Raw genomic sequence first — 13,252 nt, 5'->3', positions numbered from 1 at the left:
GCACCTGTCCATTTTGGCTTGTGCAGTGCGGAACCGCCGGAACGGACCATATCCCGCAACAAAACATCACAAATTGTTGCCACAATGACACCTTCCAGCCCCCAGTTGTGCTGCGGTTGCGAAGAAGGGACCTCGCGTCGAAATGTCCAACATGCAGAATGATGCCCGGAATGCCGGAAATGCGGGATCCTCGCCGAGTTTCCGCGAACTGGCGCTGTGGTGGTCGCGCGTCCTCGGGCCAGACGCGGGCTTCATACGTCTCGCTCTGCTCTATGGCGCGGCGATCTCGCTGCTTTCGCTGGCAACGCCGATTTCTGTCCAGCTCCTGATCAATTCGGTTGCCAACACTGCCCTGCCCGCCCCGCTGTTCACGCTCGCGGCGATCCTGTTCGTGCTTCTGCTGCTGTCAGGCGTCCTCGCTGCCTTCCGCGTCCACATGCTTGCCATGTTCGAGCGTCGCTTCTTCGCGCGGCTCGTAGCGGAGATTACCTTGCGCGCCGTCCATGCGCAGAACCCGTTCTTCGTCGATGCGCGGCGCGGCGACCTGTTCAACCGGTTCTTCGACATGGGCATCGTCCAGAAATCGCTGACGAGCCTGCTCATCGGCGGCTTCACCATCGTCCTGCAAAGCCTGGTCGGGCTGGTCGTGACCAGCTTCTATCACCCCTTCTTCCTTGGCTTTAATCTGGTTCTGGTGTTCGCCGTTGTCGTCATCTGGCGGGTCTGGGCCAATGCCTCGCTCACCAGCGCGGTGACCAAGAGTCACGCCAAGCACGCCGCCGCGCATTGGCTCGGCAGCGTCGGCAGCTCGAACGGCATATACAAGTCGAGCCGCCACATGCACTTCGCCATCGACCGATCGGAGGAGCTGACGGCCCGCTACGTCTCGTCGCACCGCCGCCATTTCCGCTACACCTTCGGGCAGACCCTCGCGTTCCTGTTCCTCTATGCGCTAGCCAGCGCGGGCCTGCTTGCGCTCGGCGGATGGCTGATTCTTCAGGGCGAACTTTCCATCGGCCAGCTCGTCGCGGCCGAGCTGATCCTGTCCGGCGTGTTCTACGGCATCGCCCAGCTCGGCTCCTATCTCGAAACCTTCTACGACCTCGCTGCCAGCCTCGAGGAATTGCACCTGTTCTGGGAAGTTCCGCAGGAATCCGCGCCCGATGCCACCGCCCCCAGCCCTCCCGACGGCGCGATCCGCCTGCGCGGCGTGCGCCACCAGGGCCATCTGTTCGATTTCGCCGTGGAAAGCGGCGCCCAGGTCGGAGTCCTTGCCGCACCGGGGGTGGAACGCAGCCTCGTCGCCCTGCTCAAGCGCCTGGAAGTGCCCGAAAACGGCTTCGTCTCGGTCGGCGGGGCCGATCTTGGCGCCCTCGACATGTACCGCCTCCGCTCGGACGTGATCGTGCTCGACCGGCCTGCCATCGTCGAGATGACGGTTCGCGAGTATCTCTCACTCAGCGCTCCGGGTCGGCCGGAAGCCATGATCGAAGCACTTGAACTCGTCGGCCTTGCCGGCCGCGTCGGCGGTCTACCCGGTGGCCTCGACGCGCGCCTGTCGAACTCGGGCTGGCCGCTGTCCGTAGGGGAAACCATGGCCCTCAAGCTGGCCGGTGCCGTGCTTGCCCGCCCGCGCGTTCTCATGCTCTCGCCGCTTTACGACATGCTGCCTCCGGGCCGACTGGATCGGGTCCTGGCCGCGCTGCGCCCGCATGGCACCACCGTCCTCCAGTTCACGGAGAGGCCCGAAGGACTCACCCGGGACACATGGTTGTGGATCGGCCAGAAGTCGCAGCATCGCGCGCCCGACCTTGCCGCCGTCCTCCCCTTCGCCAGCGCGGAAGACGCCGCCATCGCAATGGAGGGCTGACCCATGGCAAGCCTCAATGCCAATATCGTTGCCTTCCCCACCCTCCGTTCGCTGGGCATCCCCCGTGTCACGCGCGCGCTCGGCTGGATGATCGGCATCGCCCTGCCACTGATCGCCGCGCTGCTGCTGCTTGTGCCCTGGGTCCAGACCGCTCCCGGACGGGGCGAGGTCATCGCACTTGATCCGCAGGACCGCGTGCAACAGGTCACCGCGCTCGTGCCCGGCCGGGTCGAACGCTGGTACGTCGTCGACGGGCAGCAGGTCCACAAGGGCGATCCCATCGCCCGGATCATCGACAACGACCCCGATCTCCTCACCCGTCTCGCGGCAGAGCGCGCGCAGGTGCTTGCGCAGATCGCCGCCGCCGAACAGGCAATGGCGGTTGCCCGGATCGACGTCGGCCGTTCAGGCCAGCTCCTTGCCGATGGCCTTGCCGCCCGTCGAGACTACGAAAATGCACAGATCAAGGTCGCCGAACATGGCGCGAAACTTGCCGAAGCCCGCGCCAAGCTCAGCAAGGTCGACATCGCTCTCGGTCGCCAGTCGGCGCAGGTCGTCCGCGCCCCGCGCGACGGGCGGATCCAGTCGCTCAACACCGCGGCCGGCGCCACGCTTGTCAGCGCGGGCGACTGGCTGGCAACGCTTGCGCCGGACCGGGCGGAGCGCGTGGCCGAACTCATGGTCGATGGCCGCGACGTCGCCCTGGTACGCAAGGGACAGCCCGTGCGCCTGCATTTCGAAGGCTGGCCCGCCATCCAGTTCAGCGGCTGGCCTTCGGTCGCCCAGGGCATGTTCGATGGGCGCGTCCGCGCGATCGATCCGTCGGCACAGCCCAACGGCCTGTTCCGCGTGCTGGTCGAACCCATGCCCGGCAAGCCGGCCTGGCCCGACGACAACTTTGTCCGCCTCGGCTCGAAAGTGCGGGGCTGGGTCCAGATGGAAACCGTCACCATCGGCTACGAACTGTGGCGCCAGCTCAACGACTTCCCGCTCGAATTTCCCGCGCCGGTCGATGCCGGACCGCGCAAGGGCGCGGCCAAGGGTCTGGCCGACAAGGACGCCGCAAAGGCCAAGGAAGGCGCGAAGTCGGGATATGAGGACGGGGAGGAAAGCAAGTGATGCGCGGCATTCTCGCCGCATTGCTGGCACTGCTTGGAGCAAGCCTGCAACCGGCGCGCGCGGCGGACCTGACATTGCAGGAAGTGCTGGATTCCTCGGCGCTCCACGCACCGCAGATACTTGAAGCCATGGCGCGGCAGCGGCAGGCCGATGCGCGCGCCCTGACCGCCGAAGGGCAATTCGACCTCGTCTTCGATGCCGATGCCCAGGCGCGGCCTCTGGGGTACTATGACGGCTCCCTCGCGGACCTGCGCGCCACAAGACCGCTCCAGACAAATGGCGGCAACCTCTATGCGGGGTATCGGCTGTCCACCGGCGCCTTCCCCACCTACGAAGGCAAGTCGATCACCAATGAACTGGGCGAAGTTCGCGTTGGCGCGATCTTCTCGCTCCTGCGCGACCGGCTGATCGATGAACGTCGGGGGCGGCGGGAGCTGGCCGAGAGCGATGTCGAGATCGCGGCGCTCGACCGCGAGATGGTGGCCATCGGCGTCCAGCGCCGCGCGGTCGAGGCCTATCAGCAATGGGTCGCGGCGGGTCTTCGCGTCCGCGCCTTCCGCGAACTCTATGAACTGGCCGAACAGCGCCAGTCGTCCATCGAACGCCAGATCGAACTCGGTGCACGTCCCGCCATTCTCGGCGTCGAGAACCGCCAGAACATCGTGCGCCGCAATGCCCTGCTGGTTCGCGCCGAACAGGACCTGCAGCTCCAGGCCAACGCACTGTCGCTGTTCCTGCGCGATCCGCTTGGCCGCCCGCTTGTCCCCGCAGCCGATCGACTGCCCACCCGAATGCCTGAAACCCTGGTCCCACGTCTGGTCGATACCGCCAATGCCATCGCAGGGCGCCCGGACCTGCGCGCCCTGCTTGCGCGGATCGAGCAGAACGGCATTCGCACGCGCATGGCGGAGAACGAGTTGCGCCCAAGGCTGGACCTGAGAGTCGAGGCATCGAAGGACATCGGCCGGGGCTCGCCGGTCCGCGAACCGGTCGAAGGCATGTTCGGCCTACGCTTCTCGGTGCCGCTGGAACAGCGTGCGGCGAAGGGCCGGATCGCCGAGGTCGCGGCGGAACAGGATGCCCTGTCGCTGCGCCTGCGATTGCTCGAGGAGCAGGTCGGCGTGGAGATCGCGAACTTGCGCACGCAGATGGACGGCGCCGGTCGGCTTGCCGCGCTGGCCACCGACGAGGCCGCGCTTGCGCGCCGCATGGCAGAGGCGGAACGGCGTAGGTTTTCCTTGGGCGCCAGCGACTTCCTGGTGGTCAACTTGCGCGAGGAAGCGCTTGCCGATGCGACCGTGCGCGAAATCGACGCGCATTACCGCCATGCCGCCGCCACGGCCGAACTCGTCGCAGCGCAAGCCGATCGCGAGCAGCTCCGCCTTTGACCGGACCTGTCACGTTTGGCGGGATTGCCGCCTGGACCGCTCTGGAACATGGTGTGCGCCGAACGACACCTAAAAGCACCTAGGGGCACCTGACTGCACCCGGGCACGGGGAGAGACAACATGGCAGCGCTCGATCTGCCGCTTGACGAAAGCCGCGCACTGCTGCGCGATTCCATCCTCCGGCTCCTTGCCGACACACCCGAGCCGGCCTGGTCCGATCTCGCCGCCAAGCTCGGCCTGGCGGGACTGACCGTCCCCGAAAGCGCAGGAGGATTCGGCGGAAGCATCATCGACGTGGCCTTGGTCATGGCGGAACTGGGGCCTGCGCTTGCCGGGGCGGACTGGCTGGCCCATGCCGCCGCCTGCCGCGCCCTGGCCCTCGCCGCCCCGGCGCATCCCCTCCTGCCTAGGCTGGCGAGCGGGGAGGACCGGGCGGCGCTGGTCATCGTCGATGCCCTGCCCCCGGCCGCCCCCGCCCATCTCATTCCCGGCGCCGCGCAAGCCGACCTGCTGGTGCTTTCCGACGGGCGTGCGGTGGCCGCCTGTGCGGCGGGTTCGCCGGGGCTGGAACGGCGGGAGCGAGCCATGCACGATGGCACGCGGACCGCCGACCTGCACTTTGCCGGACTACGCGCGCAGCCAGTCGGCGCCCTGCCCCAAGGCTTTGACCTGAAGTCCTTTCTCGACGCGGCGCGCTGTGCAGAAGCGGTCGGGATCATGCAGCGCCTGCTTGAAGAGACGGCGCTCTGGCTACAGGAGCGCCGCCAGTTCGGCGCGCCGATCGCCACTTTCCAGAGCCTGCGCCACCGCCTTGCGGACATGAAGATGGCCTCGATGCAGGCACAGGCGCTTGTCGAACAGGCCGTGATCGCGGCGGACCGGGGCGAGGCAGAGGCCGACGCCGCCCTTGCAGCCGCCCGCATCATGGTCCGCGATGCCGCGCGCCTTGTGGGCGAAGGAGCAGTCCAGCTTCACGGCGCCATGGGCCTGACGGAGGAATTGCGCCTTGGCGCACGGTTCAAGCGACTTCTCGCCATTGCCGCGACGCTGGGGAGCGAAGCGGACCTGATCGCCACCTTCCGCGCGGTTGCCTAGCTCGGGCAAGCGCTAGGGTCAGGGCCTATTAGGGGGGATTGCGTAGGACACGGTCGGTCATCGGCAACACCCGGCGCGGTAGGCAGGCTGCACGTATACCGGAGCAGCCATGTCCGCGACACAACACCGCGTTCGCGCGCACGTTGCACTAGGTGCGGGACTTGCCGCACTTTCATCCACGGTCGCCGTGGCCCAGCCCCCCGGCGAAACGATTGAAGGCGCTGGTGAAATCGTCATCACCGCACAGAAACGGCCGGAACTCGCAGGCGAAGTGCCGCTGTCCATTTCGGTGATCGACGGCGAGACCTTGCAGGCTGCCCGGCTCAGTCAGGCCGACGATATCGCGGCATTGGTCCCCAATCTCCGTTTCAGCGCAACGGTCGGGGAAAACACGCCGATCTTCGCGCTGCGCGGAGTGTCCATGTCGGACTTCAGCCTCAACCAGGCCGGACCGGTCGCGACCTATTACGACGAGGTCTACAAGGGCAACTTCGCCTTCCTTGGGGTCCAGCTTTATGACCTTGCACGGATCGAGGTCCTGCGCGGACCGCAGGGCACGCTCTACGGCAAGAACACCACTGGCGGCGCGATCAACTACCTTGCCGAACGGCCACGGTTCGAGAACGGGGGGTACCTGAAAGCCGGCATCGGAAACTTCGGGAGAGCCGAAGGCCAGGGCGCGTTGAACCTCGCCATCTCGTCCACGCTGGCCGCGCGCATCGCCTTCACCGCCGCGCGCGCCGACGGTTGGTTCCGCAACCGGCTGGCGGGTAGCCCGAACCTTTCAGCCACCCGCGAGTACGGCGTGCGCGGCTCGATCCTGTGGAAGCCGTCGGATAGCGCCGAACTGGTCCTGCGCCTGTCGACGAGCCTCCAGACGCCGCAGAACTACGGCACCTATTCGGTACCGGGGCCCGGCGGCACAGGCGCGGGCGTCTATGAAGCATACGGTCGGGGCATGAGCTACTTTCGCACCGGCATCGGCAAGCGGGAAATCGAAGCGAACTTCACGCCGCGTCGCCGCGCCCGCACATGGTCGGCGGCATTGACCGGCACGTTCCGGCTGAGCGACAACCTGTCGCTCGTGTCCGTGACGGGATGGGACCGCGGCAGCCTCTTCGTGCCGGAGGACACGGATGGCAGCCCGACCCGGACCCTCGAAATTCCCTACACGGACCGCGGCACGCAGTTCGGGCAGGAACTCCGCCTTGCATACGACGGCGATGGAGCGCTGAGCCTGATCCTGGGCTTGCACCACCATCGCGAGGACCTGTTCAATGCGACCGACCTGAACTTCTGGACCGACCTCGACGTCGATGGCAACGGGCGGGTCGACGTTGATGACTGCTCCGCGAACGCCAGCCTTATGGCCTGTGCCATTTCCAACCGCTTCGACCAGCGCAAGCGGAGCTGGGCACTGTTCGGCGATGCGCACATGAAGCTCGGTACCAGGACGGGCCTGCGGGGCGGGCTGCGCTTCACCCGGGACATCGGGCTGCAGGCGGGGCTGACGTCGCAATTACGCGGCGTCGATGGCGTGCTTGTCGCAACGCCCATCCTCCCGCTCGACCGCAGCTTTGCGGGCAGCAACCTTTCCGGCAAGATCGGTATCGACCACAAGCTGGCCGATGGCACCATGTTCTTCGCCAGCTACAGCCGGGGCTACCGGGCAAGCGGGTTCAATGCGCAGGCTTTCTTCGATGCCGCCGAAGCCGGTGTGGCCCGACCCGAGACGATCGATGCGTTGGAAGCTGGCGCCAAGACGCGATTGGCCGGTAACGCGCTGGCGGTCGCGGTGACCGGCTTTCACTACATCTACCGCAACCAGCAGTTCCTTTCGGTCGACCCTGCCGATGCGACGCAGACACTCGTCAATCTCGACCGGTCGCGCATCTATGGGGCCGAGATAGAGCTGGAGGCTCGGCCCACGTCCGAGATTGCGGCTCAGATCGGCGTCGGCATCCTGCATGCGCGGGCAACGCAAGGCATGATCGGCGGCCTCGACGTGAGCGGCCACAGCCTTTCCAACGCGCCCTCGCTTACTCTCAACGCCGCAGTGGCTGCGACGATATGGGAACGCGGGCCGGCGCGCATGGCGCTGCGCGGGGACGCCAGCTACACGTCCTCGCAGTTCTTCGAGATCGTCAACATCCCCCGCCTGCGTCAGCCCGGATATGCGCTGCTTGGCGCAAGTGTCGATTACGCGCGCGGTCCGATGATCCTATCGATCTGGGGCAAGAACCTTGGCGACAAGGTCTATTTCACCTCGAGCATCGATCTTTCTGGATTCGGCTTCGATTACAATCACGTGGGGACACCCCGCACCTATGGAGCGACCGCCAGGGTCAGCTTCTAGGCCGGTCCCTTTCGTCATCTTTCAGCTTTCGCCGGCCACCGGGAAGGCAATCGTGAAAGTCGACCCCTTGCCTTCGGTGGTCTTGACCCCGATCCTGCCGCCGTGAAGCTCCATGTAGAAGCGCGCCGCATGGAGGCCAACGCCGCTGCCCTTGATCTTGCGGGCGTTGCTCGAGCGGAAAAAGCGGGAAAAGAGGCGCGAAAGATCCGCCGCGGGGATGCCGATCCCGTGATCGGTGACCGAAACGAAGACTTCGCCGTTGCGTTCGAAGCAGCGCACTTCGATCGGGGCATCGGACGGCGAATACTTGACCGCGTTGGACAAAAGGTTGTCCAGCACGCGCACGACCAGGCCCGCGTCGACCATGACTTGCGATATTTCGGCCAGTTCGGCGACGAAAGGCCGGGACGGATGAACCGCGCGCTGGCTGATGATCGCCCGTTCGACCAAGGGGCGCAGCGATGTACGCTCGGGATGGAAGTCCACCCTGCCATCGGCGATGCTGGCCCAGCCCAGCGTCCGGTCCACCGCCTCGGTCATGCGGCGCGCGGTCTCGCGGATCACCTTGGCGCGCTCGAAGACAGGCGATCCGGGATCGGCAAGCCGTTCGATCCGACGCGCCGCGCCATCGATCACGGTGAGCGGCGTACGGAAATCGTGACTGGTTACGGAAAGGAACTGGCGCTGCGTTTCGGCAACAGCGCGTTCACGGGCAAGGGCCTTCTGAAGCCTGCGCTCCATCCGGAAGGCGCGCGTCACGTCCTGCTGCGAAAGCATCAGCGACAACCGTCCGCTGACCGGATCGATAAGGCGACTGAGGCCGATCTCGTGCATACGGAACGCCCGCCCTGCCATGCGCATGGTGGCACGGGCCGATCCCTGGTCAAGCGCCGTGGCGCGCAGGGCAATTGCGGCATCGCGGTCGGCGAACAAGGCAGCGAAATTGTCGAGGCCGGGCAGATTCGTGACGCCCAGCGTATGAACCAAGGCCTCCGCTGCGGGGTTGTGCATCAGCCACTGGCCCGAATCGGCCACCATCGAGATCATCAACGGCGACTGTCGTACGGCTTCGATGGCGCGCAATTCATAGGTCAGATCGCCGATCTGGCCAGGGTCACCGGTCGCCTCGACCAGCATGGCCATGCGATCATCGGCAAGGCGGACACCGGACAGCCGGCAATCGCGCCGGAAAGGTCTGCCCTGCGGAAAGAAGGTCCAGCTCTCGGTCCGGGTCTCGCCACCTGCCAGGCTGCGCTTGAGGTTGGCGAGACGCTCGGCCGTTCCCAGTGAGGTCGGATTGAAATCCCGGTCGCGCAAATCGTCAAGGCTGTTCGCCTGCCAGAAGCGCAAGGCCGCAGGATTGGCCCATTCCATCCGCGCACGATCGAAGTCGTAGATCCAGGCCGGCTGGTCGATGAGCGCGAGAAGAGCCAGCCCGTCACCGAACCCGGGAGGGAGGCTGCCGATGCTTGCGCCGGCCTTCGTCGGTGAGCTTCGCTCAAGCGCACTCATATGGGATTCTGCCTAGCTCCTAAAACCTAAATTTAGCATTTCCAATGATACCGGTCGCCATTGAAGGGTGCGACCGTTGCAAGGAAAGATCAATAACCCCAAACAGATAAAGCAAGTGCCCTTGGCTCGTTGGCTGGGGGCATCCTATCTGCGCACGGCCGTGATCCCCCTTTGCATTATCGAGCTGGGCTTCCTCCTGAGTTATTGGGCAACCGGTAACTTCACGTATCAGCGCAATGTCGATACGGTTAACGCACTGTCCGAGCAGTACCTCGAGGACATCGCCACGCGCGAGGCCGCAAACATCGATGCCGCGCTGGGCAGCGTCGAGGGACTCGCAAGGGTATTCGCCGCAGAGGCAGGCGAGGCGCTGCGCACGCCCCACGACGCACCCGCTTCGGAAAAGGCGCGATACCATCTCGGACCCGACGGCGCGTTCCATACTTTGCGCGGCGGCCCTGAAGACACAGCCAGCTTCTACAGCGGCTATCATCACGTCGGTCCGCGGGAGATCGAAAAGGTCTGGCGCACTTCGCAGCTCGACCACACGATGCGCCACATCAAGGCCGCATCGCCGCTGGTACGGCAAGTCTACCTCAACACCTGGGACAGCTACAACCGCATCTACCCCTACTTCGACGTGACGAGCCAGTATGCGCCGAAGATGAACATCCCGTCCTACAACTTCTATTACGAGGCGGACGAGAAGCATAATCCGGCACGCAAGGTCGTCTGGACCGATGCCTATGTGGACCCGGCCGGTAGCGGCTGGATGGTTTCCGCGATCGCCCCCGTCCATCTGTCGAACCGGCTGGAGGCAGTGGTCGGCATCGACCTGACGGTCGAGACGATGATCCGCCGCATTCTCGCGCTGGACTTGCCGTGGGATGGATATGCGATGCTCGTGGGTCGCGACGGCACGATCCTCGCGCTGCCGCCTGCAGGCGAGAAGGACCTGGGTCTGGCCGAACTGAAGGACCACGACTACGCCGACGCGATCCGGTCCGACACATTCAAGCCCGAACAATTCAACATCGTCCGCCGGCCCGAATTGAAGGCCCTGGCTAACGCCATCGTCAGCGGAAAGACCACGGTCAACCACATCGCGCTGGGCGGACGCACGATGCTGGCGGCAAATGCCCGGGTGACGGGACCGGGCTGGACCCTCGTCGTGCTCGCACCGGCCTCGCAGATTCTCGCCGATGCAAGCACGCTCCACGATCAACTGATGCAGGTCGGGTTCATCATGCTGCTGATCCTGCTCGCCTTTTATGCCCTGTTCTTTGCGTTCCTGCTGTGGCGCGCCCGGGTGATGAGCAAGCAGGTCGCCGAGCCGCTGCGCGCCGTGGAAGGCGTGATGGCAAGGATCGGTGCCGGCGAGTACGAACAGGAAGCGCCCCGCTTCGGCGTGCAGGAATTCGACAACCTTTCCGAGCGGCTTGTCGAGACCGGGCACACGCTGGGACGCGCCCATCGCCAGATCGTGGAGCAGGAAGCCGAAGTGCGCCGCGCGCTCGATACCGAACGGCGGGTCACCACCGGCCAGCGGCGCTTCATCAACATCCTCAGCCATGAATTCCGGACGCCGCTGACCGTCATCGACAGTTGCGGGCAGATCCTCAGGCGGCGCGCAACACGATTGACGGCGGAGGCCACCGTCGAGCGCGCGGACATGATCCGCCGTGCTGCCGCGCGCATCCGCGAAGTCATGGAAAGCGCGTTGCAACTGGTGCGGATGGAAGATGGCGAGACCACCTGCCGACCGAGCGCGGTAGCGGTGGTCGGACTGGTTCGCGATGCCATCCGGTCCGCGAGTGAAGGGCGCGAAGTTGTGGCCAGCTTCACGCCAGAGGCGGAAAGCGCGTCGGTGCTCGTCGACAGGGCGCTCGTTCACAGCGCGCTTGCCGCGATCGTCGAGAACGCCTGCCGCTATTCGCCAGAAGGCATGATCGTCGAAGTCGGCGCCAGGATCGAAGGAGGCCGATGCATCGTGAGCGTGCGTGACGAAGGCCCCGGCATTGCGGCAGAGGACCTGCCGATGGTGCGCGAGCGCTTCTGGCGCGGGGCCAACAGCACTGCGGTTCCTGGCGCGGGCACGGGGCTTTACCTGGCCTCGACGCTGATCGACGCCAACGGCGGTTTGCTCGACATCGCATCATCGGCAGGCGGCGGCACGGTGGTGACGGCCAGCCTGCCGCTGGCCGAGGTTACGGTTACCGAATTGTGGGAGGCAACTGCGTGACGTTCCATGCTCCCGAACGGTTCAGGGTGCTGTGCATCGAGGACGAACCCGAAATCCTGCGCGACGTTGCGGACGAGCTGGCCGACCACGGCTTTCGCGTCGACCAGGCATCGAGTGCCGAAGCGGCGCTGCCCGCGATCGAGCGCGAGCCGCCCGACCTCATCGTGTGCGACGTGCAGATGCCGGGGATGAGCGGGCTGGAACTGCTGGAGCATCTGCGCGCGCGCGGCGACGCGATATCGCTGGTGCCGTTCGTCTTCCTCACCGCCTTCAGGATCGCGACAGCATCATCAACGGCCGCCGCGCCGGGGCCGACGACTATCTGGTGAAGCCGGTCGACTACGACCTGCTGATCGCAGCCGTCGAAGGTCACCTCCACAATGCGGCGCTGCGCCAGGCGGCCGCGCGCGCGGCGCCCGGTTCGGACGGAAGTGCGGACGAACGGGAGGCGTTGCTGGCGCGCCTTGCCGCTTCGCCGGCGGGCGAGGGCGTCGCCGTGGCCAAGATCGACACCCAGCCCGAACTGGCCCGCCGCCTCGCCGGAAAGGACGCCGACTACCTGTCGAGACTCGTCCACCGACTGGCCCACAGGCGCGGGCTGGCCGCCTTCCGGCTGCATTCCCACGCGTGGGCCCTGACCGGTGACGATGGCACGCTCACGAACACGCTCGCGCCGATGGTGGACATGCAGTTTCGAGATCGCGGGGCTTTGGGAATCGCGACGGCGCGGATCACCCTGTCCGTGGTGACCGGGCGCACGTCCGATATGGAAACGCCGGAAGTCCTGGTCGACAGGCTGATGGAATCCGCGCGCCTCCTGCAGCGCGATGGCGGCGGCAGGATGCTGGCTCTGGACGGACCGGACATGTCGGAGATCCGTCTTGCCACCTCTATCCGCACCGAGCTGGTGACCGCGATCCGGCAGGGCCAGCTCCACGTCTGCTTCCAGCCCAAGGTCGACGCGGAAAGCGGCGCGCCCGTTTCCGCTGAAGTGCTGGTGCGGTGGGAAAGCCCGCTGCTGGGCCACCTTTCGCCAGCGACCTTCATCCCGGTGGTCGAACGCGCGGGCCTGCTCGGCCACGTCACCGACTGGGTCCTGCGGCAGGCGGCGGCAAGCCAGGTCGCGCTGCGCAATGCGGGACTACCGGCGCGGCTGGCGGTCAACATCGGCGCTTCGGAGTTCAACGACGCCCTGCCAAGCCGCATCGCGCGAATCTTCGCCGAACACAGCGCGGACGAAAGCCTGCTTGAAGTCGAAGTAACCGAAACCTCGGTTCTCACCGATCCTGCCGAGGCCGACCTCATCGTTCAGGCGCTCCACGCCCGCGGGATCGCGGTGGCGCTGGACGACTTCGGCACCGGGTACTCGTCGCTCGCCCACCTTCAGGCCTGCGCCGTGGACACCATCAAGATCGACCGCAGCTTCGTGAAGCGTGTGGCAGAATCCGGGCCGGACCAGAAGATCGTGCTGGGCATCATCAGCCTCGCGCGGATGCTCGGCATGGAGACGGTGGCCGAAGGCGTCGAGCTGGAATCGCAGCGAGCTTGGCTGACCGAGCACGACTGCGACACGCTACAGGGCTATGTCATCTCGCGCCCGCTGCGTTTCGAGGACTACTGCGCGTTGCTGGAGGAATGGCTCGGCAAGGCCAGCGCCGGTCCGGCCTAGC

Annotated in this window: 9 protein-coding genes; 8 read left to right on the top strand and 1 reads right to left on the bottom strand. The window is 66.0% G+C overall.

Translation table 11 applies throughout. The features are described 5' to 3' along the window. Nucleotides 1-142: 142 nt before the first annotated feature. The 5 genes from SARO_RS19820 (at nt 143) to SARO_RS19800 (ending at nt 7,828) form a co-directional block, all read left to right on the top strand. Nucleotides 143-1,870 carry an ABC transporter transmembrane domain-containing protein gene (locus tag SARO_RS19820; RefSeq protein WP_011907030.1) on the top strand — a complete coding sequence of 576 codons (1,728 nt, stop codon included), beginning with the start codon at nt 143-145 and terminating at the stop codon, nt 1,868-1,870. A 3-nt stretch (nt 1,871-1,873) separates the two neighbouring features. Further along, on the top strand, nt 1,874-2,989 hold the full coding sequence (locus SARO_RS19815) for an efflux RND transporter periplasmic adaptor subunit (protein WP_011907029.1): 1,116 nt from the start codon (nt 1,874-1,876) through the stop codon (nt 2,987-2,989). Continuing rightward, a complete protein-coding gene (locus tag SARO_RS19810) occupies nt 2,989-4,377 on the top strand; it encodes a TolC family protein (RefSeq protein WP_011907028.1) in 1,389 nt (462 codons plus the stop codon). Before SARO_RS19815 ends, SARO_RS19810 begins: the two co-directional genes overlap by 1 nt. Nucleotides 4,378-4,497: 120 nt before the next feature. Further along, entirely contained in the window at nt 4,498-5,472 is a 975-nt protein-coding gene (locus SARO_RS19805) for an acyl-CoA dehydrogenase family protein (protein ID WP_011907027.1), read from the top strand. A gap of 109 nt (nt 5,473-5,581) precedes the next feature. After that, entirely contained in the window at nt 5,582-7,828 is a 2,247-nt protein-coding gene (locus SARO_RS19800) for a TonB-dependent receptor (protein WP_011907026.1), read from the top strand. Between the two features lie 21 nt (nt 7,829-7,849). On the opposite strand, the gene SARO_RS20430 is transcribed toward SARO_RS19800, so the two are convergent. Then, nucleotides 7,850-9,340, bottom strand: coding sequence for a sensor histidine kinase (locus SARO_RS20430; RefSeq protein WP_011907025.1), 1,491 nt, complete (start codon nt 9,338-9,340; stop codon nt 7,850-7,852). 115 nt (nt 9,341-9,455) lie between these two features. On the opposite strand from SARO_RS20430, the gene SARO_RS19790 reads away from it, so the two are divergent. From SARO_RS19790 to SARO_RS20425, 3 genes are read left to right on the top strand one after another with little or no spacing between them, the layout of a single operon-like run. Next, entirely contained in the window at nt 9,456-11,582 is a 2,127-nt protein-coding gene (locus tag SARO_RS19790) for an ATP-binding protein (protein WP_011907024.1), read from the top strand. Then, nucleotides 11,579-11,911: a response regulator gene (locus tag SARO_RS19785; protein ID WP_011907023.1), complete on the top strand. Its 333-nt coding sequence runs from the start codon at nt 11,579-11,581 to the stop codon at nt 11,909-11,911. The genes SARO_RS19790 and SARO_RS19785 overlap by 4 nt, the downstream gene beginning before the upstream one ends. Further along, on the top strand, nt 11,908-13,251 hold the full coding sequence (locus tag SARO_RS20425; RefSeq protein WP_011907022.1) for an EAL domain-containing protein: 1,344 nt from the start codon (nt 11,908-11,910) through the stop codon (nt 13,249-13,251). The genes SARO_RS19785 and SARO_RS20425 overlap by 4 nt, the downstream gene beginning before the upstream one ends. The last annotated feature ends 1 nt before the right edge of the window (nt 13,252 follow it).

This window comes from Novosphingobium aromaticivorans DSM 12444 (genome assembly GCF_000013325.1).
Lineage (GTDB): Bacteria > Pseudomonadota > Alphaproteobacteria > Sphingomonadales > Sphingomonadaceae > Novosphingobium > Novosphingobium aromaticivorans.
Note: the sequence above shows the minus strand (reverse complement) of the source record. Positions and strands in the feature narration are given on the sequence as shown.

What these genes read in the sequence shown, in the direction of transcription:
- SARO_RS20430 (WP_011907025.1), bottom strand. Translation starts at nt 9,340, where the DNA reads ATGAGTGCGCTTGAGCGAAGCTCACCGACGAAGGCCGGCGCAAGCATC.
- SARO_RS19805 (WP_011907027.1), top strand. Translation starts at nt 4,498, where the DNA reads ATGGCAGCGCTCGATCTGCCGCTTGACGAAAGCCGCGCACTGCTGCGC.
- SARO_RS19810 (WP_011907028.1), top strand. Translation starts at nt 2,989, where the DNA reads ATGCGCGGCATTCTCGCCGCATTGCTGGCACTGCTTGGAGCAAGCCTG.
- SARO_RS19800 (WP_011907026.1), top strand. Translation starts at nt 5,582, where the DNA reads ATGTCCGCGACACAACACCGCGTTCGCGCGCACGTTGCACTAGGTGCG.
- SARO_RS19820 (WP_011907030.1), top strand. Translation starts at nt 143, where the DNA reads ATGTCCAACATGCAGAATGATGCCCGGAATGCCGGAAATGCGGGATCC.
- SARO_RS19815 (WP_011907029.1), top strand. Translation starts at nt 1,874, where the DNA reads ATGGCAAGCCTCAATGCCAATATCGTTGCCTTCCCCACCCTCCGTTCG.